The sequence below is a fragment of the Kribbella shirazensis genome (assembly GCF_011761605.1).
Classification (GTDB): Bacteria; Actinomycetota; Actinomycetes; order Propionibacteriales; family Kribbellaceae; genus Kribbella; species Kribbella shirazensis.
In genome coordinates, this window is sequence record NZ_JAASRO010000001.1 from 4,244,410 (window position 1) to 4,267,264 (window position 22,855).

At 68.0% G+C, this 22,855-nt stretch carries 24 protein-coding genes; 15 read left to right on the forward strand and 9 right to left on the reverse strand.

Annotated features, from left to right (window positions below):
• Positions 1–4 precede the first annotated feature (4 nt).
• From BJY22_RS20685 to BJY22_RS20715, 7 genes are read left to right on the forward strand one after another with little or no spacing between them, the layout of a single operon-like run.
• Positions 5–1,243 carry an ABC transporter substrate-binding protein gene (locus tag BJY22_RS20685; RefSeq protein ID WP_167209186.1) on the forward strand — a complete coding sequence of 413 codons (1,239 nt, stop codon included), beginning with the start codon at positions 5–7 and terminating at the stop codon, positions 1,241–1,243.
• The gene (locus BJY22_RS20690; protein ID WP_167209188.1) at positions 1,240–2,187 is read left to right on the forward strand and encodes a carbohydrate ABC transporter permease; all 948 of its coding nucleotides are present in this window, start codon (positions 1,240–1,242) and stop codon (positions 2,185–2,187) included. Before BJY22_RS20685 ends, BJY22_RS20690 begins: the two co-directional genes overlap by 4 nt.
• Positions 2,184–3,002 (forward strand): carbohydrate ABC transporter permease, encoded by an 819-nt coding sequence (locus BJY22_RS20695; protein ID WP_167209190.1) that lies wholly within the window; start codon positions 2,184–2,186, stop codon positions 3,000–3,002. The genes BJY22_RS20690 and BJY22_RS20695 overlap by 4 nt, the downstream gene beginning before the upstream one ends.
• Positions 3,003–3,005: 3 nt before the next feature.
• On the forward strand, positions 3,006–4,028 hold the full coding sequence (locus tag BJY22_RS20700; protein ID WP_167209192.1) for an NAD-dependent epimerase/dehydratase family protein: 1,023 nt from the start codon (positions 3,006–3,008) through the stop codon (positions 4,026–4,028).
• A gap of 8 nt (positions 4,029–4,036) precedes the next feature.
• Positions 4,037–5,053, forward strand: coding sequence for a dihydrodipicolinate synthase family protein (locus BJY22_RS20705; protein WP_238350414.1), 1,017 nt, complete (start codon positions 4,037–4,039; stop codon positions 5,051–5,053).
• On the forward strand, positions 5,041–6,030 hold the full coding sequence (locus tag BJY22_RS20710) for a hydroxyacid dehydrogenase (RefSeq protein ID WP_167209196.1): 990 nt from the start codon (positions 5,041–5,043) through the stop codon (positions 6,028–6,030). The genes BJY22_RS20705 and BJY22_RS20710 overlap by 13 nt, the downstream gene beginning before the upstream one ends.
• On the forward strand, positions 6,027–6,929 hold the full coding sequence (locus tag BJY22_RS20715; RefSeq protein ID WP_167209198.1) for a GNAT family N-acetyltransferase: 903 nt from the start codon (positions 6,027–6,029) through the stop codon (positions 6,927–6,929). Before BJY22_RS20710 ends, BJY22_RS20715 begins: the two co-directional genes overlap by 4 nt.
• Positions 6,930–6,937: 8 nt before the next feature.
• Here BJY22_RS20715 and BJY22_RS20720 read toward each other — a convergent pair whose 3' ends face one another.
• Positions 6,938–7,438 carry a nuclear transport factor 2 family protein gene (locus BJY22_RS20720; protein WP_167209200.1) on the reverse strand — a complete coding sequence of 167 codons (501 nt, stop codon included), beginning with the start codon at positions 7,436–7,438 and terminating at the stop codon, positions 6,938–6,940.
• Between the two features lie 289 nt (positions 7,439–7,727).
• On the opposite strand from BJY22_RS20720, the gene BJY22_RS20725 reads away from it, so the two are divergent.
• Both BJY22_RS20725 and BJY22_RS20730 read left to right on the forward strand, forming a co-directional pair.
• The gene (locus tag BJY22_RS20725) at positions 7,728–8,414 is read left to right on the forward strand and encodes a hypothetical protein (protein ID WP_167209202.1); all 687 of its coding nucleotides are present in this window, start codon (positions 7,728–7,730) and stop codon (positions 8,412–8,414) included.
• Positions 8,415–8,457: 43 nt separating this feature from the next.
• A complete protein-coding gene (locus BJY22_RS20730) occupies positions 8,458–9,828 on the forward strand; it encodes an MGH1-like glycoside hydrolase domain-containing protein (protein WP_167209204.1) in 1,371 nt (456 codons plus the stop codon).
• Positions 9,829–9,856: 28 nt separating this feature from the next.
• On the opposite strand, the gene BJY22_RS20735 is transcribed toward BJY22_RS20730, so the two are convergent.
• A complete protein-coding gene (locus BJY22_RS20735) occupies positions 9,857–10,333 on the reverse strand; it encodes a MarR family winged helix-turn-helix transcriptional regulator (RefSeq protein ID WP_167209206.1) in 477 nt (158 codons plus the stop codon).
• Positions 10,334–10,429: 96 nt separating this feature from the next.
• On the opposite strand from BJY22_RS20735, the gene BJY22_RS20740 reads away from it, so the two are divergent.
• Positions 10,430–11,746 (forward strand): MFS transporter, encoded by a 1,317-nt coding sequence (locus tag BJY22_RS20740; protein ID WP_167209208.1) that lies wholly within the window; start codon positions 10,430–10,432, stop codon positions 11,744–11,746.
• Between the two features lie 21 nt (positions 11,747–11,767).
• On the opposite strand, the gene BJY22_RS20745 is transcribed toward BJY22_RS20740, so the two are convergent.
• Positions 11,768–12,304 (reverse strand): hypothetical protein, encoded by a 537-nt coding sequence (locus BJY22_RS20745; protein ID WP_167209210.1) that lies wholly within the window; start codon positions 12,302–12,304, stop codon positions 11,768–11,770.
• Positions 12,305–12,323: 19 nt separating this feature from the next.
• Positions 12,324–13,112, reverse strand: coding sequence for an SDR family NAD(P)-dependent oxidoreductase (locus BJY22_RS20750; RefSeq protein ID WP_167209212.1), 789 nt, complete (start codon positions 13,110–13,112; stop codon positions 12,324–12,326).
• Positions 13,113–13,185: 73 nt separating this feature from the next.
• On the opposite strand from BJY22_RS20750, the gene BJY22_RS20755 reads away from it, so the two are divergent.
• The 4 genes from BJY22_RS20755 (at position 13,186) to BJY22_RS20770 (ending at position 15,365) form a co-directional block, all read left to right on the forward strand.
• Positions 13,186–13,800: a TetR/AcrR family transcriptional regulator gene (locus BJY22_RS20755; RefSeq protein WP_167209214.1), complete on the forward strand. Its 615-nt coding sequence runs from the start codon at positions 13,186–13,188 to the stop codon at positions 13,798–13,800.
• Positions 13,797–14,009, forward strand: a complete 213-nt coding sequence (locus tag BJY22_RS20760; protein WP_167209215.1) for a maleylpyruvate isomerase N-terminal domain-containing protein — start codon at positions 13,797–13,799, stop codon at positions 14,007–14,009. The genes BJY22_RS20755 and BJY22_RS20760 overlap by 4 nt, the downstream gene beginning before the upstream one ends.
• A complete protein-coding gene (locus BJY22_RS20765; RefSeq protein WP_167209217.1) occupies positions 13,994–14,296 on the forward strand; it encodes a hypothetical protein in 303 nt (100 codons plus the stop codon). The genes BJY22_RS20760 and BJY22_RS20765 overlap by 16 nt, the downstream gene beginning before the upstream one ends.
• Positions 14,297–14,369: 73 nt before the next feature.
• A complete protein-coding gene (locus tag BJY22_RS20770) occupies positions 14,370–15,365 on the forward strand; it encodes an ATP-dependent DNA ligase (protein WP_167209219.1) in 996 nt (331 codons plus the stop codon).
• 24 nt (positions 15,366–15,389) lie between these two features.
• Here the strand turns inward: BJY22_RS20770 and BJY22_RS20775 are convergent, their stop codons facing one another.
• The gene (locus tag BJY22_RS20775; RefSeq protein WP_167209221.1) at positions 15,390–15,947 is read right to left on the reverse strand and encodes a hemerythrin domain-containing protein; all 558 of its coding nucleotides are present in this window, start codon (positions 15,945–15,947) and stop codon (positions 15,390–15,392) included.
• Positions 15,948–16,596: 649 nt separating this feature from the next.
• Between BJY22_RS20775 and BJY22_RS20780 the strand changes: the two genes are divergently transcribed.
• Positions 16,597–17,559, forward strand: coding sequence for a GNAT family N-acetyltransferase (locus BJY22_RS20780; RefSeq protein WP_167209223.1), 963 nt, complete (start codon positions 16,597–16,599; stop codon positions 17,557–17,559).
• A 162-nt stretch (positions 17,560–17,721) separates the two neighbouring features.
• Here the strand turns inward: BJY22_RS20780 and BJY22_RS20785 are convergent, their stop codons facing one another.
• The 4 genes from BJY22_RS20785 to BJY22_RS20800 are packed head-to-tail and all read right to left on the reverse strand — an operon-like array spanning position 17,722 to position 22,776.
• Entirely contained in the window at positions 17,722–19,653 is a 1,932-nt protein-coding gene (locus BJY22_RS20785) for a glycoside hydrolase family 2 TIM barrel-domain containing protein (RefSeq protein WP_167209225.1), read from the reverse strand.
• Positions 19,654–19,666: 13 nt separating this feature from the next.
• Entirely contained in the window at positions 19,667–20,509 is an 843-nt protein-coding gene (locus BJY22_RS20790; RefSeq protein ID WP_167209227.1) for a carbohydrate ABC transporter permease, read from the reverse strand.
• Positions 20,506–21,417: a carbohydrate ABC transporter permease gene (locus BJY22_RS20795; RefSeq protein ID WP_167209229.1), complete on the reverse strand. Its 912-nt coding sequence runs from the start codon at positions 21,415–21,417 to the stop codon at positions 20,506–20,508. Before BJY22_RS20795 ends, BJY22_RS20790 begins: the two co-directional genes overlap by 4 nt.
• Positions 21,418–22,776 carry an ABC transporter substrate-binding protein gene (locus BJY22_RS20800; RefSeq protein ID WP_167209231.1) on the reverse strand — a complete coding sequence of 453 codons (1,359 nt, stop codon included), beginning with the start codon at positions 22,774–22,776 and terminating at the stop codon, positions 21,418–21,420. It lies immediately after the preceding gene.
• Between the last annotated feature and the right edge of the window lie 79 nt (positions 22,777–22,855).

Below are 22,855 nucleotides of genomic sequence, written 5' to 3' on the forward strand. Positions count from 1 at the left end.
AATCATGAAACGGCTCCTAGCCCTCACGGCCGCGCTCTGCCTCGGCGTTGTCGCGGCCTGCGGTTCCGGTGGTTCCGGTGGTTCGGACGCAGACAGCGGATCGGTGACGATGTGGATCTATCCGGTGGTGCCGGACCAGGCCAAGCACCAGGCCTTCTGGGACCAGCGGATCGCCGACTTCAAGAAGGCCAACCCGAACATCGACGTCAAGGTCGAGATCTTCCCGTGGCCGCAGCGCGACCAGAAACTGCAGACCGCGATCGCGGCCGGCAAGGGGCCGGACGTGGTGTACCTGATCCCCGACCAGTTGCCGAAGTACGCGAAGAACATCGAGCCCGTCGACTCGTACCTGTCCGACCAGGACAAGGCCGACTACCTCGACAACGCGAAGGCGGCGGTGACCTACGAGGGCAAGATGCTCGGTGCCCCGATCCTCACCAGCACCAGGCCGCTGGTGTGCGACCGCAAGGCGTTCCAGGCCATCGGCGAGACGTCGTACCCGAAGACCTGGGACGACCTGCTCGCCCTGGCGCCGCGGTTCAAGGCCAAGGGGATCGACGCGACGAACTACTTCGCCTCACCGGACGCGACGCTGAACGAGAGCTTCTACCCGCTGCTCTGGCAGGCCGGCGGTGACGTCTTCTCCGCCGACGGCAAGTCCGTGGCCTTCGACGGGGAGGCCGGCGTCAAGGCTCTGGAGTTCCTGAAGAAGCTGGTTGACGGCGGGTACGTCGAGAAGGATCTGCTCTCGTCGATCCCGAACATCGAGCAGACCCACATCGCCCAGCACAAGGTTGCTTGCACTTGGCAACAGGCGCCGGCCGATGTCGAGGCCTTCTGGGGTAAGGAGAACGTCGTGGTGCTGCCGCCGCTGACGGAGACCAAGAGCGTCGGCTACGGCACCGTCGGCTCGCTGTCGATTCTCTCGGGCGCGAAGTCGAAGGCCGCGGCCGGCAAGTGGGTGGCGTTCGCCGGCCAGCCGAACGTCGCCAAGGAGTACGACCTGGCGGCGAATCTGTTCTCGCCGCGGAAGTCGACCGGTCAGCTGTACCCCAACGACCCGGTGCAGAGCGCCATGGAGAAGACGGTGACGCTGACCACGGTCGGCTCGCTGAACGCGAAGTCCCGTGACGTGATGGCCGTGCTCGCGCCGGAGATCCAGGCAGCGCTGCTGGGGAAGAAGTCCTCGCAGGACGCGCTGAGCTCGGCTGCCGAGCAGGCGAAGGGCTTGCTCGGCCAATGACTGCCACGATTGAGCGGGGCGCGCCGGCCGGGCCGACCGGCCCACCGGCGCGCCCGCGTGCGCGGCGCTCGCCGCTGCAGCGCCGCGAGGCGAGGTTCGGGTTGTTGTTCGCGTTGCCGTGCTTCCTGCTGTTCCTCGCCTTTCGCTTCGGCCCTGGGCTGGCCGGGGTGGCGCTGGCGTTCTTCCATTACGAGGTGGGCGATACGCCGCGCTTCACCGGGCTGGCGAACCTGAGCCGGTTGTTGAACGACGACCTGTTCTGGAAGGCGCTGCGCGTGACGGTGGTGTACAGCGTGATCGCCGTACCGCTGTCCCTGGTGTGCTCGCTCGCGATGGCGCTGCTGGTGCGGAAGAAGTTCCGTACCGTGACGTTCTTCCGGTCGGTGTTCTTCCTGCCTGTCGTCACCAGCTTGGTGCTCGCGGCAACGGTCTTCACGTGGATCTTCTCCTCCGACGGGCCGTGGACCCGGATCACCGGACCGGTGCTCGGCTGGCTCGGCGGGTACGACGGTTCGTGGTTGGCGAGCTCGGTCTGGGTGTTGCCGGCGATGGCGCTGGTGAGTGTGTGGTCCAGGTTCGGTTACGGGATGCTGATCATCCTGGCCCGGTTGCAGGACCTGCCGGCGGAGCTGGAGGAGGCGGCGCTGACGGACGGCGCCAGCTCCTGGCAGCGGTTCCGCTACATCGTGCTGCCGCAGCTCAAGCCGGCGCTGTTCTTCTTGGCGGTGATCGAGACCACCGGGTCGTTCCAGGTTTTCGACCTGGTCTATGTGATGACTGGCGGTGGCCCGGCGCACGGCTCGTACACGCTGGTCTTCCAGCTGGTCGACCAAGGCTTCAAGTTCTTCGATCTCGGTTACGCCAGCGCGATCGGCCTCGCGCTGTTCGTGATGACGATCGTCGTCGCCGTCATTCAGCGGCTGACCCTGGGGAGGGAGTCATGACGACATCACCAGCCTGGCGGGTGCTGCGCGGTTTGCTGCTGTGCGGTGCCGCGGTCGTAACGATCTTCCCGTTCTACGCGATGGTCATCCTGAGCCTGAAGCCGGCAGAGGCCATCCGGTTCCCACGGAGCCTGCTGCCCGGCGGATTGACCACCGAGGCGTACCACGCGGTGATCGGTGGCCAGGGTCTGTGGGGCTGGGTCCTGAACACACTGCTGTACTCGGTGATCAGCGTCGTCGCGGTGCTGCTCCTCGCCTCGATGGCTGGCTATGCCTTCGCGAAGAAGCGGTTCCGGGGCCGCGAGGCCATGTTCTGGTCCTTCTTGTCCATGGTGATGGTCCCGTACCACGTCACGATGATCCCGACCTTCATCCTGCTCTCGAAGGCCGGCGGGGTGGACACCTACTGGGGCCTCATCCTGCCGACGCTGGCCAACGCGCAGGCTGTCTTCTTGATGCGCCAGTTCATCCTGAACCTGCCGGACGAACTGTTCGAGGCGGCCAGGCTGGACGGCTGCGGTGAGTGGCGGCTCTTCCTGACGATGGTGCTGCCGTTGTGTAAACCAGTGCTCGCGACGCTCGGCACGTTCGTCTTCCTGTGGCACTGGAACGACTTCCTCTGGCCACTGATCGTCATGCAGGGCCGAGAGCACTGGACCCTCACCGTCGGCATCGCCTCGCTGCAGCAGGAGCAGGTGCCGCTCAACGTCGTGTTGGCCGGCTCTGTCGTCGCGCTGGTGCCGATCTTCTGCGCGTATCTCGTCGGCCAGCGGTACTTCACCGAGGGCGTGACCATGTCCGGAATCAAGGGGTAACGAATGTTCTCATCAGTCGACGCGTTGAACGACCGTCTCACCACACCGTCCGATGCACTGATCGCCGACCTGGCGAAGGGCGGCGGCGACCTTGTCATCCTCGGTGCCGGCGGCAAGATGGGCCCGACCTTGTCGTTGCTGGCTCGGCGCGGTCTGGACGCCGCCGGTCGTGGCGACGACCGGGTGCTCGCGGTCTCGCGCTGGTCGGATCCGCGGGCCAAGGCCACGGTCGAGGCCCGCGGAATCACCCCGGTGCCCTTCGACCTGTTGTCCGACGACGATCTCGCCGAGCTGCCGGACGCCGCGGACGTGGTGTTCATGATCGGCGCCAAGTTCGGCACGGCCTCGGCGCCGTCCCTGGCCTGGGCGGTCAACGCGGCGCTGCCGGCGAAGGTCGCGGAGCGGTACGCCGACGCCCGGATCGCGGCGTTCTCGACCGGCAACGTGTACCCGCTGGTGCCGCTCGGTTCCGGTGGCAGCCGAGAGACCGACTCGGTCGGGCCCGTCGGCGAGTACGCGATGTCGTGCCTCGGCCGGGAGCGTGTCTTCGAGCACGCCGCCGAGCTCCGCGGCACGAAGGTCTCGGTCCTCCGGCTGAACTACGCCGTCGATCTGCGGTACGGCGTACTCGCGGATCTCGCCACACAGATCGTCGCCGGTGCGCCGGTGGACGTCACGACCGGCGCGGTCAACGTCGTCTGGCAGGGGTACGCCAACGAGGTGGCGTTACGCAGCCTCGGCCACGCGAGCAGCGACGTCTTCACGGTGAACGTCACCGGTCCGGAGCTCGCGTCGGTACGGCGTCTTGCCGGCGATCTCGCGTCCGCACTGGGCCTGCCGGTGTCGTTCACCGGTGAGGAGGCACAGACCGCGTTGCTCAACGACGCGTCACGCTGCCACGGGCTGTTCGGTTACCCGGACGTTTCACTGGCGACGCTGGTCGGCTGGCAGGCCGAGTGGGTCGCGGCGGGTCTGCCGATGGTGGACAAGCCGACCAAGTTCGCCGTACGAGATGGGAAGTTCTGATGCCGCTCATGCCCCAAGACGTCGCCGCGCTGCTCTCGGCGGGGACGGTGATCCCCGCTCATCCCTTGGCGTTGACCGCTGACCGCAAGTTCGACGAGCGTCGGCAGCGGGCGCTCACTCGCTACTACCTCGCGGCGGGTGTGGGGGGCTTGGCGGTCGGGGTGCACACCACCCAGTTCGAGATCCGCGAGGCGGGGCTGCTGCGCCCTGTGCTCGAGCTCGCCGCGGAAGTATCGGGCGCCGAGGCCGGGCGACCCGTGGTGAGGATTGCCGGGGTGTGCGGCCCGACCGCACAGGCCGTCGCCGAGGCAGCGCTGGCGGCGGAGCTGGGCTATCACGCCGTACTGCTGTCGCCGGCTGTCTCTGGCGCTTCTGAGGAAGACCTGCTGAATCGAGCCCGTGCGGTCGGGGAAGTGTTGCCGCTGGTCGGCTTCTATCTGCAGGAGGCGGTCGGTGGTCCGGTGCTGTCGCTGGACTACTGGCGGGCGTTCGCGGCGATCGAGTCGGTCGTCGCGATCAAGGCGGCTCCGTTCAACCGGTACCGCACGCTGGACGTGGTCCGGGCGGTGGCTGAATCCGGCCGTGAGATCGCGCTCTATACCGGCAACGACGACGCGATCGTGCACGACCTGCTCACGGATTTCGGCGACGGCCAACCGCACTTCGTCGGCGGACTGCTCGGCCAGTGGGCCGTGTGGACCTGGCGAGCTGTCGAGCTGCTGGCACAGGTCAAGGACGCACGCGCCGGCGACGCCGATGCGCTGGCACTCCTGAACGCCCGGGCGGCCGGCATCACCGCCGCGAACGCCGCCGTGTTCGACGCGGCCAACGGCTTCGCCGGTGTGATCGCCGGAGTCCACGAGGTACTGCGCCGGCAAGGGCTGCTGGCCGGGACCTGGTGCCTGGACGAGAAGGAGACGTTGTCGCCCGGCCAGGCAGACGAACTCACCAGGGTCTGCGCGGCCTATCCCTGGCTCGTCGACGACGACTTCGTGGCGGAGCACCTGGACACATGGCTGAGCTGAACATCCTGTGTGCGGTGGCGCCGGATCTTCGGCGGCAGTTCTTCGGCGTCGACCGTGAGCTGCGTGGACTCGGCGACGTACGGATGCTGGATGATCCGGCGAAGCTGGTCGCGGCCGACTTGGCCGGTGTCGACGTACTGATGACTTCCTGGGCGACGCCCCAGTTGAATGCGCGCCTGATCACCGAGGCGGATGCGCTCCGCTTGGTGATGCACACCGGGGCCTCGGTGAAACCGATCGTCACTCGCGCGCTGTTCGACCGCGGCGTCCGGGTCAGCCAGGCCGGCCAGGGGATGGCCCGGTCGGTCGCCGAGGTAGCGCTGACCTTCACGCTGATGCTGCTGCACCAGGTACCGCGATTCGACCGCGCGTTGCGGTCCGGAGCGACCTGGGATCAGGCCGAGTGTGCGCCGCCGCGACACGAGCTGGCCGGTTGCCGGGTCGGCGTGCTGGGAGCGTCCCGCACGGGCAGGGCGTACCTGGCTCTGGTGCGGGCACTCGGCGCTGACGTCGCGGTATCGGACCCGACGCTGTCCATAGCGGACGCCGACGCGTTGGGCGTTGCCCTCCTGAGCGTCGACGACCTGCTCCGCCGTTCGCAGATCGTCGCTCTGCACGCACCTGTACTCCGCGAGACGCGGCACCTGATCGGTGCTCGCGAGCTGGCGCTGATGCCGGACGGAGCGGCATTGGTCAACACCGCACGTTCCTGGCTCACCGACGAAGCGGCGCTCCTGACCGAACTGCGGAGCGGGAGGCTGTCGGCCGGCCTGGACGTCTTCGACATCGAGCCGTTGCCCGTCGACGCGGAGATCAGGTCATTACCCAACGTCGTACTGACGCCGCACCAGGCCGCGGGCACCGTCGAGGGCCGGCTGCGGCAGGGCCGCATCGTTCTCGACGAGATCGAGCGGTTCCGGACCGGACAGCCGCTCGAGCACGAGGTGACACGGAAGTCGCTGCGATGGATGGGGTGACAATCAGGCAGGCCGTGGCCGGTGATGCCGTTCCGATGGTGTGGCGCGACGCGTTCGGGGAGGTGCCGTGGCAGGTACCCCTGTACGTACAGGACGCAGGCAGATTCGATCGCACATTCGTCGCGGTGTCGGGGCGCACGGTGCTCGCGACCGTCTACTACCTGATCCGCCCGATCCGCGGCGAGGACGGGGCACCCGTCCCGGTCGGGTGCGTCGCCAACGTCGCCAGCCGGCCACAAGCCCGCGGCCGAGGACTGATACGCCGACTGCTCGCCGAGGCGATCATGGACATGGAGAGTCGCGACGTAGCCTGGTCGCTGCTGTTCACCGGCACTCCAGGGGTGTACCAACGGTCCGGCTGGAAGACACTGACACGGCGCTATCGCGCCGGCCGCATCGCGCCGCCCGACCAAACGATCACCGGAATGGACGTCTGGGACGCGAGCCTGCAGGACTGGCCGGTCCTCGCTGAGCTGTACGACGCTTTCAACGCGTCTCGACCACTCACGACGGTCCGCACCGCGTCGGACTGGCAGCGCCGGGTTCGGATCTGGTACGCCGACTCGGAAATCCTCCTCGCAGGGCAGCGGAACAAGCCCGACGGCTATGCCGTGCTGCGATGGGACGCAGGCGAGGCAGAGGTACAGGAGATCGGTGTCAAGTCCGTCGCGGCGGCCGCCGCACTCCTCGGCGCGGTGGCGCGTCGCGCGCTCGCCCGGGGAGTAGACCGTTGTCGACTGCCCCTACCTGACGACCCGCTGCTGACCGGTCCTACCCGCGACCTGCTCACGACCCCCCAGTCGGACCTCACCGATGCCACCGCAATGATCCGGCCAGTCTCCCGGCCCTCCGGCCAGTTCGGCCCAGAAGCAGCGCACTGGCCCGCCGACTACTTCTGACCGGTCTGCTACGGGGTTGTCTTCAGTTGTTTGCGCATGCGGCGGATGGAGCGGGCGTTGCGGATGACGTTCAGGAGCATGCCGAAGAGGCCGAGTGCTTGGACGCCGGACAGTGGGCTCCAGTAGTCGCGCCAGATGAGGATCTCGCCGTTGCGCGCCTTGAGGAGTTGGACGTACGGCATCCGGTACTCCTTGCCGGTCCTGACGACCGTGCCACGCGCTTCGTACTCCGCGATGATCACTTCCGGATCCGCTGTCTCGTGGACTGTCAGATTGTGGAAGGTCTTCAGCTCCAGCGGGGTCTTCGTGATGGAGGTCAGGTACTGCCGGACCGGCTCGCGACCGACGAGGTACTTCGGCACACCGGGCGGAGCGAACGGCAACTCGTGCGCACCGTCCTTCGCGAACATCTCGGCGAAGCCGTTCAGATCCTTGTTCAGGAACAGTTCATGCGCCCGCTCCAGCACCTCACGGGTGCTCGGAACGGTCGTTGCCTTCGACTCGGTCATGCTGGTCAGCTCTCCTGTCGTGGAAGTTTCAGTCAACGCTTGTTGCCTGAAATGACTGTAGCCAGGCCGAGTCGATTGAGTCAACATGCGTAGACTGAGTGCATATCGACCATGCCGGGATTGGGTCGGCAGTGTGGGGTTCGGGCCGGGTACCGGTGGGGGTGTAGCGGAAGCGCCGCGGGATGCGGCTGTAGGAGGCTGGCAGTACACCGTCGGTTATGGGCGGTCTTGTCAGGGAGTGGCCATGATGCGTCGGCGAGGCGCGGTCCATGGGGGCGGGGAGCCCGACGTGATCGAGGTCGGACTGGATGAGTTGTTCCGGTTCGGTTCCGAGGACGAGGACGAGGACGAGGACGAGGATGCGGACGCGGGCAGCGAAAGCGACTATGCGCAGCCGGTCGATGACGAGGATGATGCCGAGCCGGACGCAGTTGAGCAGTGGCGAGCGGACGAGCCTGAGCCGGCGGGTGCGTCGTTCGGTGCCGCCTTCTTCGGCTGGCTGGTCGCCGGCAGTTCCGCCGTACTCCTGGTGGCGTTGGTCAGTGCCGTTGGCGCGTTGATCGGCTGGGACAAAGTTGCCAGCTGGTCAGAGAGTCGCGCCGGCGGCGGCTGGGTGTATGTCGGCGCTTGGATAGTTCTTGTTGTGTCGACGGGAGTCGGCGCTTTCTTGGGCGGTTACACGAGTGGACGGATGGTGCCGTCGCAGGGAGGACGACAAGGCCTGGACGTGTGGGTCTTCAGCTGGTGCGCCTCTGTCCTGATCCTGGGGCTGGGGTACGTGGCGGACCGCCAGTACCACCTCGCTGCCGGCGTCGACTGGCCGTCCTTGCCGATCGCGGAGGCCGACCGGACAGTGGCGGTTCTGGTCGCACTCGCCGCGCTCCTGCTTGTCACGCTGGTGGGGTCGGTGCTTGGTGGTGCCGTCGGGAACAGGTGTTACTCGCGCCTGAGTAAGACCAACAAATCCAGCAACTGATCGTGGTGCGACCGGCGGATCCTGTTTCTGAGAGGGTGGGACGGTGTCTGATCGTCCTGAACTCGTTGCCGGTGCCCGCGGAGACGACCTCCGGGTTGTCTACAACGCCGCTCTGCACAATCTGCTCGACGTCAACGTCATTGCCGATGCCGCGTCCGGTACGGCGTACCTCCGGGCCGGCGGCGGGTACTCCGATCCGTGGACGCGCGACGCGGCGATCAACTCCTGGCATGCGGCCAGCCTGCTGGCTCCGAACGTCGCCGAGCACACCCTGCGCAAGGTCTGCGCCGGCGGACTGGTCGCGCAGGACAACCAGTGGTGGGACCAGATCATCTGGGTGATCGGCGCGCGACACCACTGCCTGGTCACCGGCGACACCGCCTTCTCGGCGGATGCGTTCCGGATCGGGAGTGCCTCGCTGGAGGTCCTGCGGCGCGACCGCTTCGACCCGGGCACCGGCCTCTATCGTGGCCCCGCCCTGATGCAGGACGGTATCGCCGGCTATCCGGAGCCGCCGTACCAGCCGCACAACCAGTCGTCGTTCGTCCTGGATCACCCCGGTAGTCACGAGATCCGGTGTCTGTCGACCAACGCGATCTACGCCGAGGCACTTCGTTGTCTCGGGCAACTCGCCGCCGAGCTCGGCGAGGACCCGGCCGCGTACGCCGCTCAGCGCGCCGAACTCGTGGACGCCATCAACAACCATCTGTGGTCGGCCGAGGCTGAGCGGTACGGCTACTTCCTCGGTCCCGATGGGCTCGATCTCCACCAGGAGACCGCCGGGCTCGCCCTCGCGATCGAGTTCGGCATCGCCGGTCCGGAGCGCGCGGCCGCTCTCCTCGGAGGCATCCACCACGAGCCTTTCGGTGTCGTGAACGTCTGGCCGCACTTCGCTCGTTTCGACGCCGGCCACCCCGGTCGGCACAACGCGATCTGCTGGCCGATGGTCATGGGCCTGTGGGGATACGCAGCTGCCGAGGCGGGGCATGTGGGGGAGTTAGGGCGGACGCTGGACGACCTCGTGAGGCTGTTTCGCTCGAGTGGCGACGAACTGTTCGAGCTCTACAACGCGACCACCGGCGCTGTGGACGGCGGGTGGCAGGTCGGGCGTCAGTGGGAGTCGCTGCCGCACCAGACCTGGTCGGCGACCGCGCTGCTGCGGCTCGTCCACGAGGGCCTGTTCGGGCTCAGGTTCGATCCGGCAGGCATCACCTTCCGGCCGGCGGTGCCACCGCAGTACGCCGGAGAATGGTCACTGCGCTCCTTGAGGTACCGCGCCGCGACGCTGGACATCACCCTCCGAGGCGAAGGCACCCGCGTCCTCTCCGTCCACCTGGACCAGCAGCCCCGGGACGACGCCCGCCTACCCGCGAACATCACCGGCCACCACCAGGTCGAACTCCTCGTCGGCTAGCTCTGCGGCCGGTACCGGTGGTCGGCGCTCAGAGGCCGCAGTCGAAGCCGTCGTTGTTCGGGTTGGCGTCGGCCAGCCGGTCGAGGATCCGGGACGTCCGACGAAGTTCCTCACCTGGAGCGTGCTCCGCGAAGAACGTCGCCACCACCGCGTCGACCACCGGTTCGGCGGTGCGCAGCGCCTCCCGGCCCGCATCGGTGAGCTCGGCCCAGGTGGCCCGCCGGTCCTGCGGCGAGGTGGTCCGGATCACCCAGCCGTCCTTGTCCTCCAGCTTGCCGACCAGCCGGGTCGCGCCGCTGCGGGAGATCATCAACGCCTCGGCCAGCGGTGCCATCCGGAGCTTGCCGCCCGCCTCGTCGATCGCACGCAGCACCTCGTGCTCGAAGTACGTCATCTTGGCGACGCTGCGCAGGTTGTTGTCGAGGTGGGCGTACAGCAGCGTGTCCGCGCGGTACAGCGCCCGCCAGGCCTCGAACTGGTCTCTGCTCATCCGCTGCGTCACCATGGTCCTGAGTATACGCAAAAACTGTTGACACATGAACTGTTCCTACGGGTAGAGTGTGCGCAGATAGTTCACTCGTCAACTCTTGAGGTGTGCATCGTGAGTAGGGTTCGCTGGAAAGCCGTGCGCCCGCTGCGGCATCGGGACTACCGGTTGCTGTGGATCGGCCTGGCCGTGGCCCTGCTCGGCAGCGGACTCTGGCTCGTGGCGCTGGCCTGGCAGGTGATCGAGCTCGGCGGCGGTCCGGTGCAGCTGTCCGTCGTCACCACGGCGTACTCCGTCGGACTGGTCGCCTGCGTGCTGTTCGGCGGTGTCGCGGCCGACCGGTTGTCCCAGCGGTCGGTGATCGTCGCGGCCGACTCGGTCCGTGGCGCGGTGCTGCTGGTCGTCGCCGCGCTCGCGCTGACGGGGTTGCTGGAGGTCTGGCACCTGGCGGTCGGTGCGGTGATCATCGGGGCGGGTGAGGCGTTCCTGATCCCGGCGTACACGGCGCTGGTGCCGCGGCTGCTGCCGCCGGAGGAACTACTGGCCGCCAACGGCCTGGAGGGGACACTGCGGCCGTTGGCGCAGCAGGCGACCGGGCCGGCGCTCGGCGGCCTGGCCATCGCGGCGATGTCGCCCGGCGTGGCGATTCTCGTGGCTGCATTGACGTACCTGTTCTCCGCGGGCTGCGTGCTCGCGATGCATGTCCGGCCCGAACCGGCGGCCGGATCGGTCGCCCGCGAAGGAGCGGACGTGGCGCCGACCGGCGTACGGGCCATGTTCGCGGATCTCCGCGAGGGCTGGACCTACGTACGGCGCACTCGGTGGTTGCTGGCGTCGTTGCTCTTCGGGACCGTCTTCGTGCTGCTGATCCTGGGACCGCTGGAGGTGCTGCTGCCGTTCGCGGTGCGCGACCAGCTCGGCGGGGACGCGCGGGAGTTCGGTCTGGTGATGGCGGCGTTCGGGATCGGCGGGGCCGCGGGTGCGCTGCTGATTTCGTCGCGAAAGTTGCCGCGGCGCTATCTGACGGTGATGACGCTGATGTGGGGTGTCGGATCGGCGCCGTTCGTGCTGCTGGGGATCGCCGAGGACCTGTGGCTGATGGCGGCCGGCGCGGCGATCGTCGGGGCGACCGGCTCGGCGGCGATGGTGATCTGGGGAACGTTGCTGCAGCGCCGGGTGCCCGACCACCTGCGCGGCCGGATCTCCAGCCTCGACTTCTTCGTTTCGCTGCTGCTGATGCCGGTCTCGATGGCGCTCGCGGGTCCGGCCGGTTCGTTCTTCGGCGTCACCGCGGTGTTCGCCGTGGCCGGTATCGGCCCGGTCGTCGTCAGCCTGCTCGTCGTCTGGCTCGGCCGGATGCCCTCCGACGAAATCGCCCACCCGCTCGACCAGGACGAACAGACCGACGCCCTGATCACCGCCGGCGCCTGACCCTCTCCAGGCCCCGGTCGATCAGTGTGGTGCCGGGCGCTTGCGGTGTGAGGACAGGACTTTGGTGAGTTTGTGGGCGGCGTACCACAGTGCGCCGTTGTCGCGACGCGAACGCCAGCGGACGGCGACGGCGCGGCTGCCATGATGTGCACGCAGTACCGAACGGACCTGCTCGATGTCCTCGGCGTTCGTCAGCAACACCATCCCGCCGGCTGACGCCGCCCGGCGGACGGCCGCCTCCAGTGCGTCCTGGCCGAGCTCGTCGACGCCTTCTGGTGCACCGATGATGACGATGGGGACGCCCAACTCGTCCAGCCAGTAGCCGCGGATCACGAGTCGCTGCTGCTCCTCGGCGACAGCGGCCAGGGCCGGAAGTTCACGCTGCGCCAGCGCGACCATGGTCTCGTGGTACGACGACGCGCTGGACGACGGATCGAACGAGATGCGCTGCAGACCGATTTCCTCGGGCAGCCGCCCGGTGCCGCCGATCACCAGCAGGAGTACGCCGGTGAGCAACGTCGCGACCGACATGTACCCGCTCTGCTCGCGCAGGCCCATGAGAACGGCCGCTGCCTGGTTAGCGGCGGGCCAGGCGGCCCATGAGCTGGACGACTTGGCGGCGTGGGAGCAGCTTGCTGGCGACGGCGAGGGGGCGGCCGTTGGTAATCACCGACGGTGGTGCGGAACGCCGGTCGAGCGTGTCGAGGGCGATCGTCACGACCTGCTCGGGGGTGGCTCGCTTCGTGCCGTAGTCGGCTGTCTGGCTACCGGCGGCGTCGTAGAACTCGGTGTCCGTCGCACCCGGGCAGACGGCGAGGACACGCAGCCCGCTGCCGCGCGACTCCTCCCACAGGCTTTCGGTGAAGCTGAGGACGAACGCCTTGGTGGCGCCGTACACGCTCATGTACGGCGTGGGCTGGAAGCCGAGGAGGCTCGCGACGTTGATCAGTACGCCGTTGCCGGCCGTTGTCAGCGGCTCGATGTAGGCGCGGCTCAGGTCGACCAGAGCGCCGATGTTGAGCGCGATCATGCTTTGCAGGCGTTCCGCGTCCTCGTCCTTGAAGGCGTCGTGGGTGCCGAAGCCGGCGTTGTTCACCAGGCTCGTCGCGTGGATGCCGCGGGATTCGAGTTCGGTCCGGAGGGTCCGGCCGGCGTCGGGCCGGCCGAGGTCGCGGGCGACGACGGTCACCGTGATGCCGTGCGCGCGGGTGAGTTCGGCGGCGAGGCTCTCGAGCCGGTCGGCCCGGCGAGCGACGAGCACGAGATCGGACCCGCGAGCGGCGAGCTGGCGGGCGAACTCGGCGCCGAGGCCTGCGCTGGCTCCGGTGACGATCGTGGTCTGTTGGCGGTAGTCGATCTTGGTCATGCGATTCACTGTAGGCATGGTGATGCACTGAGTGCAAATTGCTACATCGAATGAATCGACGTACCCTCGGTGCATGCCTCAGAAACAGACGCCTCTTCGGGAGCAGACCCGTTCCGTGGTCCGCTCGCTGCTCGCCCGGACCGCGATCGACCTGTTCGCTGCCAAGGGGTACGACGGCACGACGCTCGACGAGGTCGCCGCGGCAGCGGGTGTCTCCCGGCGGACGCTGTTCAACTACTTCCGCAACAAGGAGGACCTTGCGCTCAGCGGCCTGTCGGAACAGGGCGAACTGATCGCCGCCCGTCTCGCCGAGCGCCCTGCCGACGAGGATCCGTGGACGTCGCTGCGCGCCGCGTTCCAGGTGCTCGAGGAGATCGAGACCACAGCCGAGCGCCGGCTCGAGCTGATCACGCTGCTGTTCGGCAACGAGAGCCTGCGTGCCGGCCACGCCGAGAAACAGGCTCGGTGGCAGGACCTGCTCGCCCCGCTGATCGAGCCGCGCCTGCCCGACTCCGAGCACCGCGCCCTGGAGGCGCGCGCGATCGCCGCCGCGGCGATCACCTGCCTGCAGGCCGCAACAGAAGAGTGGATGCGCCTGGGCGGGAGGGCCGACCAGTTCGACCTCTACGACACCGCCGTCCGGGCGATCCGCGGTTCGGCCTCACCCCCAGAGAAGAAGATGAGATGACCGATCGCCTCCCTGCCGCCGACCTGCGGAACCTGACCGCCACCCTCCGCGGCGAACGCACCGCGATGCTCGACTTCACGTGCACCCTCGGCGACGACGAATGGACCGCACCCAGCGCCGCGGCGGGATGGCGCATCGCCGACGTCGTCGCCCACCTCGGTGCAACGGCGCGGAACTTCTACACACCCGCCGGATGCGCGCGGTCCTGACCTGGATGATCGCCGTACTGAGCAATCAGGTCGCCCAGGCACCGGTCGCCGGGCTCGACGCCGGCGTCGCCCTGACGCTCACCGGCCCTGGCGGCGGGACCTGGTGGATCGACGAGGCAGGCGCCTTCGCACCAGCCAACGGTACGGTCGCCGCGCACGTCACCGCGCCTGCGCTGACCTTCCCGGACTGGGGCACGCAGCGGTCGTCCTGGCGCGACCGTGACGTCACAATCACCGGCGACGCCGAGCTCGCTGCCCGCTTCCTGGATTCCGTCAACGTCATCTGATGGCTGAGCCGGCGGACGGGACGGTGGTGTCGTCGGGGTGGTCCGGACGTTTGCCGGTGGCAACACTGAAGGTGTGGGCACGTTGGCGGCCGACCTTGTGGGGCCGGTCGGGTTGGAGCTGTCCCGGGCCGTGCAGGAGTTGCCTGGGCCTCACGGCATGCCAGGTGGTCCGCGCTTCGAGTTGAAGTGGGACGGGTTTCGCGCGGGAGCCGTGGTTCGCGGTGGCGAGGTGCGGCTGTGGTCGCGGAACGGCAAGGATTTCACCGCGAAGTTCCCCGACGTGCAGAAGGCGCTGGTTCGGCAGGCCGACGTCGACTGCGTACTGGACGGCGAGCTGGTGGTGTGGGACGGACAGCGCCTGGACTTCGACGCGCTGCAGCAACGGATGGTGAACTCCGTCGCGACGGTCCGTACCCGGCTGGCGCCGGAGCGGCCGGCGTCGTTCATCGTGTTCGACGTCCTCGCCGTCGACAGCGTCGACGTACGCCCCTTGCGGTGGACCGCCCGGCGTAGCCGATTGGAGTCGCTCGCCAAGGACTGGCGGCCGCCGCTGCAACTCTCGCCGGTCACCGACGACCCGGCCGAGGCGCGGGAATGGCTCGCGGCGTTCAAGTCCAGCGGTGTCGAGGGCTTGGTGGCGAAGGGTGCGTCGACCAGGTACCAGCCGGGCCGCCGCGACTGGGTCAAGGTGAAGTACCGCGACACGGTCGAGGTCATCGTGGGGGCCGTGACAGGGTCGCTGAAGCACCCCGAAGTACTGGTTGTCGGGCGGTATCGCGGCAAGGAACTCGAGGTGGTCGGCCGGACGGTCAAGCTGAAACCCGACCAGGGCGCCGCGATCGCTCCGCTGCTGAAGCCGGCCGGTGCGCGGCATCCGTGGCCGGACGAGGTCAGCACCCACTGGGGGCGGGGCAGCAAGACCCCGATCATCAAGGTCCGGCCCTCGGTCGTCGTCGAAGTCGCCGCCGACGCCGCCCTGCAGGCAGGTCACTACCGCCATCCACTCCGGCTCGTCAGGCACCGCACCGACCTCGCCCCGGATGACGTGGAAACCCTTCCCGGCGACTGACTTGGTTGTACTGGCTTGCCGTGTTCAGTGGTCCCTTCCGGTGAGGGTGTCGCGGAGGCGGTCGATCAGGCCGGTACCCGGTGCGAGGATCAGGTTGGCCGGTGGCTTGTCGGGGGCTGACGGGTGCGGCCGGGTCGGAGCGACGGCCTTGGCCTTGACCACCTTGTCGCCGAGTTCGCGGAGTTCGTCGGCCGAGCACGCCTGCTGGAGCCGGGGGAGGAGTTGCTGTTCCTCTTCGGCGATGTGGTGGCGGACGTCGGTGATCACCTTGCCGACGAGTTCGGCGAAAGTGGGGTCGGTTGCTTCGACGCCTTCGAGGTCTTTCAGCGTGCGCTCCACCTCCGCGTGCTCCTCGATCTCGTGATCGGCGACCTGATCTCCGTCGGGCAGTGCCTTGCGGGCGGCGGGGTACATGAACATCTCCTCGGCGACGGAGTGCCGGACGAGTTCGGTGGTCATGTGGTCGGCGAGCGCGCGGCGGTGTTCCGGCGTACCGGACCCGGTCTCGAGCTCGGCGAAGATCCGCTCGACCTCGCGATGGTCCTTGGTGATCACCGCGACGAGGTTCGGTTCGGTTGTCATGGTCGTCTCCTCAGGATCGGCAGGCTGCCCAGCGGTACCCCCGGCGCGGGAGGAGAAACGCTTGCGGAGCGGCCGGTTGCTAGGGCTCGGGTGGGGTACCGGCCGGCCCGTGACGAAGGAGGAGTGGAATGACTCAAGAGTCTGAAAATGATCGGACGACACAGGACCCTGGCGACCAATCCGGGACCGCGTCAGAAGACAGGATCACGGCGAACGAGCGGGAGGACGGAGTTCGCCGGACCGCGGACGACGAGCTGGTTCACCCGGCGGCCGCGGGTGAGACGGATCCGGACGCAGCCGCAGATCCAACCATTCCGCCGGACAGCCCGCACGGTCAGCCAACGGGCGAGGATTGACAGGCGCGCTACAGGGCTGCCGGCGCTCGTGACGACTAATTGCCTCAGGCAAGCAAGCTCCCATGAGTACTGCGGCCCGCGGTGGGAGAACTTTCCGCCCTCTCGGCGCATCTAACAAGTGTTCTGAGGGGGAGCCGTGAAGTCCTTTCACACCATCCGTTCTGTCAACAGCCGATTACCCATCCGTACCGCGTGCTCGCGGTCGCTGCGGCCGCCGTACTCGCGTACGTGCGCGGTGCAACGTACGGCCCGTCAGCCCTTCCGTCGTGGGACGTGCAGGCGCACGATGAGTCATGAAGACCACCGCTGTACTGCCTGAGGGTTACACCGTCCGTCCGGCGGAGCCGTCCGATGCCGAGGCGCTGCTCGACATGCTCGCGGGCTACAACAAGGCGGTCGTCGGGTTCGCCGACACCACGTTGGAGGAAGTCGCCTACTGCATCGACCGGCCTGGATTCGACCGCATGACCGACGGCTGGCTCGTGCTCGCCGAGAACGGTCTGCCGGCCGGTTACGCGACCACGCTCGGCGTCGGCGACCGCCAGTTGATCGACGTCGAAGTGACAGCTCACAACCCAAGTGTCGCCGCCTGGCTGGTCGATCGGACGGTGCAGCGTGCCCGGGAGATGGGACGCGAGCGCGGCCATGCCGAGGTCACTCTCGACGCGTTCGTCTACCGGACCGACGAGTTGTTGCGCGCCCAGCTGTCCGACCACGATTTCACCACCGGTACGACGTACCACCGGATGCGGATCGACCACCCAGAACCGGTTGCCGCCCCGGAGGCACCCGCAGGCGTCCGGGTACGCCGCGGCGCCTTCGACGAGACCACCCGCCGCGCCGCACACCAGGCCACCAACGAATGTTTCCGCGGCCAGTTCGGCTGGGCCGAAACCCCACGCGACGAGTGGATCGAGGCGCACGAGGATCTGCCCATCTTCGAGTGGTCCCAGCTCACGCTGCTCGAGGTCGACGGCCGGGTGGTCGCGGTGCGCGAGTGCACCGACGCGTACATCGAGGCCGAGAACTGCGGTCACATCGGCATGCTCGGCGTCGTCGAGGAGTTCCGGGGCCGAGGACTGGCGAAGTTCCTGCTGCGCGACGCGTTCGCCCTGGACGCGGCCGCGGGACGAGCAGGCACGATCCTGCTCGTCGACACGAACAACCCGACACCGGTCCTCGGCCTGTACCTGTCGGTCGGCATGAACGCCACCCTGGTCTTCGACGGCTGGCGCCGCGTCGTCCAGGTCACCTAGCTCCCGGCCGACGGGCGGGACCACCCGCCGGCCTCCGTGGGAACTAGGCCGGGATCCTCCACTGCTGCACCACGTTTCCGTTGACCGCGGTGTTGTGATCGACATCGAGGCACTTGCCGGCGGCGGACGGCACACGGTGGTGGTCGCCCGCGACGCCGACGACTAGTCCACGACGTCGATGAAGGTGCGTGCTACGACGACGTCTGCGGCGTCGGTTGCCCAGAGCAGCAGCCGGCCGGTGGTGGATGGCGGTGTTAGTTCGATCGGGTCGGTGACCGCGAAGGGTTTGGCGTCGATGGGCGCGGAGCCGGACGCTTCGCCGAGCGACCAGTGCAGGGTCCCGAGCAACGGATTCTGTCCGTGGTGGGAGACGCGGACCGGGACGGTCACCGCGTCTGTGGCGGACGGCAGGACGAGATCGCGGCCCGGCGCCTCAGGGGTCAGGTCGACGATCAGGACGGAGTCCGCGTGGACGTCGGACGGGACGGCGCCACCGAGGTCCTTGGTACGGCGGTCGTAGCTGTAGACGCCGACCGTCTCGTGCTCGATGTCGTACAGCTCGGTGTAGATGTAGCCGGCGTTCCGCGGGTGCCGGCGGAGCTCCTGGGTCTGCCACCGCAGGTGCCAGCCGCGTTCCACGCTCGTCGACCCACCGCCGTACTCGCCGTTCAGCTGCGGCTTGTCCGTCGCGTCGAAGCCGGGCGCGGCGATCGCCTTCTCGGCCACGAACTCCGGCCCCAGCCGCACCGGGAAGCGCCCGTCGCCGGTGTTGATCAACCGGTCCACGATCGCGGCCCACGATCCGACGTTCTCGTCGTAGTAGTGCCAGTCGACCAGATCGGTCTCGACGTGCGCCCAGCCCGAGTTGTCGACGATCGGGCGCGTCGGATCCGCGTCCCGGATGATCCGGTACGCACGCCGGACGGCGTCCTGCTTCGCGGGATCGCCCGGCACGTCCCAGTCCAGGCCCCACTCCTCGTTGTACGCACCCCAGATCACGATGCTCGGATGGTTGCCGTCCCGGGAGACCATCCCGGCCGTCACGTCCTCGAACGCGGTGACGGCCTCGACCGTGAACCGCCCCGTCGACGGCGGCTCGGCCCACACCAGCACGCCCAGCCGGTCGGCCCAGTACAGCCAGCGCGGATCCTCCAGCTTGATGTGCTTCCGTACCAGGTTGAAGCCTGCGACGCGCGCCAGCTCCAGGTCCCGCTGCAGCGCCTCGTCGCTCGGCGCCGTGTGCCCGCCTGTCGGCCAGAACCCCTGGTCGAGCACACCACGGACGTACGTCGGTACGCCGTTCAGCATCAGCGCGCCGCCGTGCCATTCGACCTTGCGCAGCCCGGTGTAACTCCGCACCACGTCCTCGCCCGCGGTCACCACAACCTCGTACAGATGCGGATCGTCCGGACTCCACAACCGTGGTTCGGCGATCGGTACGGTGACCGTCCCGGGCCATTCGCCGTACTCCTGCACCACGACCCCGGGGATCTCGATCCGGACCGGCGACGGCCCGGTGAGGGTGACCTCGATGCCGTCCAGCGCCTCGGTCGGCCGCAGCTCGAGCTGTGAGATGTAGGCCGCCGGCCGCGGCTCGAGCCACACGGTCTGCCAGATCCCGCTCGAGGGTGTGAACGCGCAGCCGTCGTAGTCGTCGGCCGGCATGCTGCGTTGCTTCCCGTGCGGGATGAAGCGTTTGTCCGTCGGAGCCTCGACCCGTACGACGAGCTCGCCGCTACCGCGCGCGTCGAGGAGGTCGGTGATGTCGGCCTCGAACGGGAGGTACCCGCCGTCGTGTTCGACAGCGAGCGCACCGTTGACCCAGACGGTCGCGTGGTGGTGTACGGCGCCGAAGTGCAGGATCGTCCGCTCTCCGGCCCAGTCGTCCGGCCGCTGCAGCTGCCGCCGGTACCAGGCGGTCGGCAGCCAGTGCGCGACGACGCCGGAGTCGGGGTGCTCCCACGGGAACGGTACGACGATGGTCTCTGCGTAGTGATCGGCCTCGCGGGCGAAGTCCCACTCGCCGTTGAGGTTGACCCAGCGCTCCGAACGATCGAAGTGCGGACGGGGATATTCAGGTCTTGGTGTCTTCACAGTTGGTTTCCTCTCAGCCCTTCAGGCTGCCGGCCATGACGCCTTTGATCAGGTGACGCTGCAGGACGACGAAAACGATCAGCACGGGGATCGCGGCCACAGTGCTTGCCGCCAGCAACTGGCCCCAGACACTGGTCCAGTCGGCGCCGAGCTGCCCCGAGCGGATGTTCTGCGCAAGTGCCGACAGCATCACCTGCAAGGTCTGATGCTGTTCGTCGTTGACAGCCACCACCGGCCAGACGAAGTCGTTGTAGATGTTGATGAAGGTCAGTACGCCGAGCGCCGCCAGCCCCGGCCGGATCACCGGGACCACGATGCTGGCGAAGATCCGCAGCTCACCCGCGCCGTCGACGCGTGCGGCGTCCAGCAGTTCGTCGGGGATCGCCATGATCACCTGGCGCATCCAGAACACCCCGAACGCGTCGATCGCGCCGGGCAGGATCAGCGCCTGGAACGTGCTCACCCAGCCGAGCTGGCTCATCTCCAGCAGCAGCGGGATGAGCAGGACCAGCGTCGGCAGCATCAGCGTGGTCAGCACCGTCGCGAAGAGCAGCCGCTTGCCGGGGAAGGCGTACTTCGCGAACGCGAAGCCCGCCATCGGACAGAAGATCATCGTCAGCGCGCCCTTGATCACGACGACGATCGCTGTGTTCCGGAATCCGGTGCCGATCGGGATCGTGTCGAGCATCGAGCGGAAGTTCGTCAGGGTCAGCTGCCCCGGGTCGAAGCTGAACGGGCTCGAGATGATGGCGCCGCCGGGTTTGAACGACGAGATCATCATCCACAACAGCGGGGCCAGGCTGACGACACCGGCCAGCGTCAACAGGCCGTAGCGTCCGGCGGCTCCGAGCTTCATGAGTCCTCCCTCGACCGCAGCAGCCGGATCGACGCGAGCGACAACGCCAGCACCATCACCACGAGCAGCATCGAGTTCGCCGCCCCGAGCCCGAGGTCGGAGTTGGTGATGTGCTTGTAGAGGTACAGCCCCGCGGTCCGGGTCGCGTTGAACGGTCCGCCGCCGGTCACGACGTACGGCTCGGCGAACAACTGGAAGACGGTCAGGGTGCCGATCACGACGACGAAGCTCAACGTTCGCGTCACGAGGGGCACGGTGATCGACCAGAACTGTTGCCAGGCTCCGGCGCCGTCGATCCGGGCCGCCTCGTACACGTCCGCGGGGATTGTCGACAATCCGGCCATCAACAAGATGACGGCGTACCCGGTCGTGCGCCACAGGACGAGCAGCGCGACGGTCACCTTCGCCCCGGCGGAGGTTGTCAGCCAGCCGATTGTCGGCAATCCGATCGACGACAAGCCGTGGTTGACCGCGCCGAAGTCCTGGTCGAACAGGATGATCCACACCTGTGCCATCGCCACCAGAGGCGTCACGAACGGCGCGATCAACGCGGCACTGAACAGCCCGCGGAACCTTGCCTTGCGCAACGCGACCGCGATCGTCAACGCGAGCAGCACCTGCGCCGGCACGACCAGCAGCCACAGCACACCCGAGGTCGCCATCGACTGCCAGAAGTCCGGGCTGGTCAGCAGGTACCGATAGTTCGCGAACCCGATGATCTCCAGCGCGCCGGCCCCGTGCCAGTTCGTGAAGCTCAGTTGCAGCGCGAAGAAGATCGGGTACGCGCTGAAGGCCGCGAAGACCAGGATGAACGGCGCGACGAACAGGTACGGCGCAGCCCTGACCCGGGGCCGGCGTACCCGCCGGGCGGACCGCCGGGTCGTGGCTGCTTCGGTGAGGGTCGCCATTCAGTTGGGTCCCATCAGATTCTTCTGGATCTGGGACGCCGACGTCTTCAGCACCTCGTCGGGACTCATCCGGCCGGCCAGCATCTTCTGCACGTTGACGCCGAAGTAGTCGACGGCCTTGCCCCACCAGGTGGGAATCGTGTAGCCGCCCGGAACCTGCTTGCCCGCCTCGACCGCGACCTTCCAGAGGTCCTGGCCGCCGAGCGCGTCGATCGTCTTGAACAGCGGCTGGTCCGGGTCGAGCGCCGGCAGGTACGACGGGATCGACGTGTTCAGGCCGCCCGGGTAGACGTCGTTCTGTCCGTAGACCGTGGTGTACCCCTCCTTGCTGAAGACGAGGTGCTCGTACAGCCGCCAGGCCAGCTCCGGGTTCTTCGCCTTGGCAGGGATGACGAACGACGAACCGCCCATCACGCCTGCCCGCGCACCGCCGGCCTGCCACGCGGGCAGCGCGGTGGCCCGCCACTTGCCCTTGCTTGCCTTCAGCAACTGCTGGGGAGCGAACACGAACCACTGCGCCCACGGCACGAACACTTGGGTGCCGTTGTCCTGTGTCTGCAGATCGGTCGGCTGGGTGTACTTCGCCAGTGTGCCGAGCCCCTGCGACCGGACCGTGTCCAGCCAGGTCAGCGTCGTGCGGTACGGATCGGAGTCGAGCGTCAGCTTGCCCTGGGCGTCGACCATCGCGCCGCCCTGCTGGTTGGCGAACATGTCGATCCACAGTTGCGCCAGGAACTGGTCGTTCTCGAGGTGGATCGGCCGGGCCTGCGGGAACCTCTGCTGCACGGTGCGCGCCGCGCCGAGCAGATCGTCGTACGTCGCCAGCTTCGTCGGGTCGACGCCCGCCTGAGCGACGATGTCCTCGCGGTAGAAGAGCAGTCCGGGGTCGAGGTCCCACGGCACCGCGACCACCTTGCCGTCGACGGTCACCACGCCGAGCTTGTACGGCGCGATGTCGGACTTGTACTGCTCGATCAGCTGACTCAGATCGTGCAGGTGCGGCGCGACGCCGGTCAGCAGCGCGTCGTCGTAGAACGCGCCGTCGGGGACACCCGCGCCGCTGATCAGGGTCGCCGGGAGCTTGGCGTTGATGTCGACCGCCACGTGGTTGACCTTGACCTGCGGGTACTTCGCGGTGAACGACGCGATCGCCTTGTCGAACACCTTGTACAGGTCGCCGGTGCGGTCCCAGATGGTGATCTCGCCGGACGGTGGTTCGGTCGCACTGCTGCTCGGCAGCGGATCGCCGCCGGTCGTGTTGCCGGGCGCACAGGCGCCGAGTCCGCCGGCCACCAGGGCGGCGCCCGCACCCCGGAACAGGGTCCGGCGCGAAAGGGGATGGGAAAGCTGTGTGGTCATGTCGCGGTCCTTCATGACTTCGCCGAGACTTGCAACGTTGCAAGTTGTCGTCGAGACGGTAAGGTTGCAACGTTGCAAG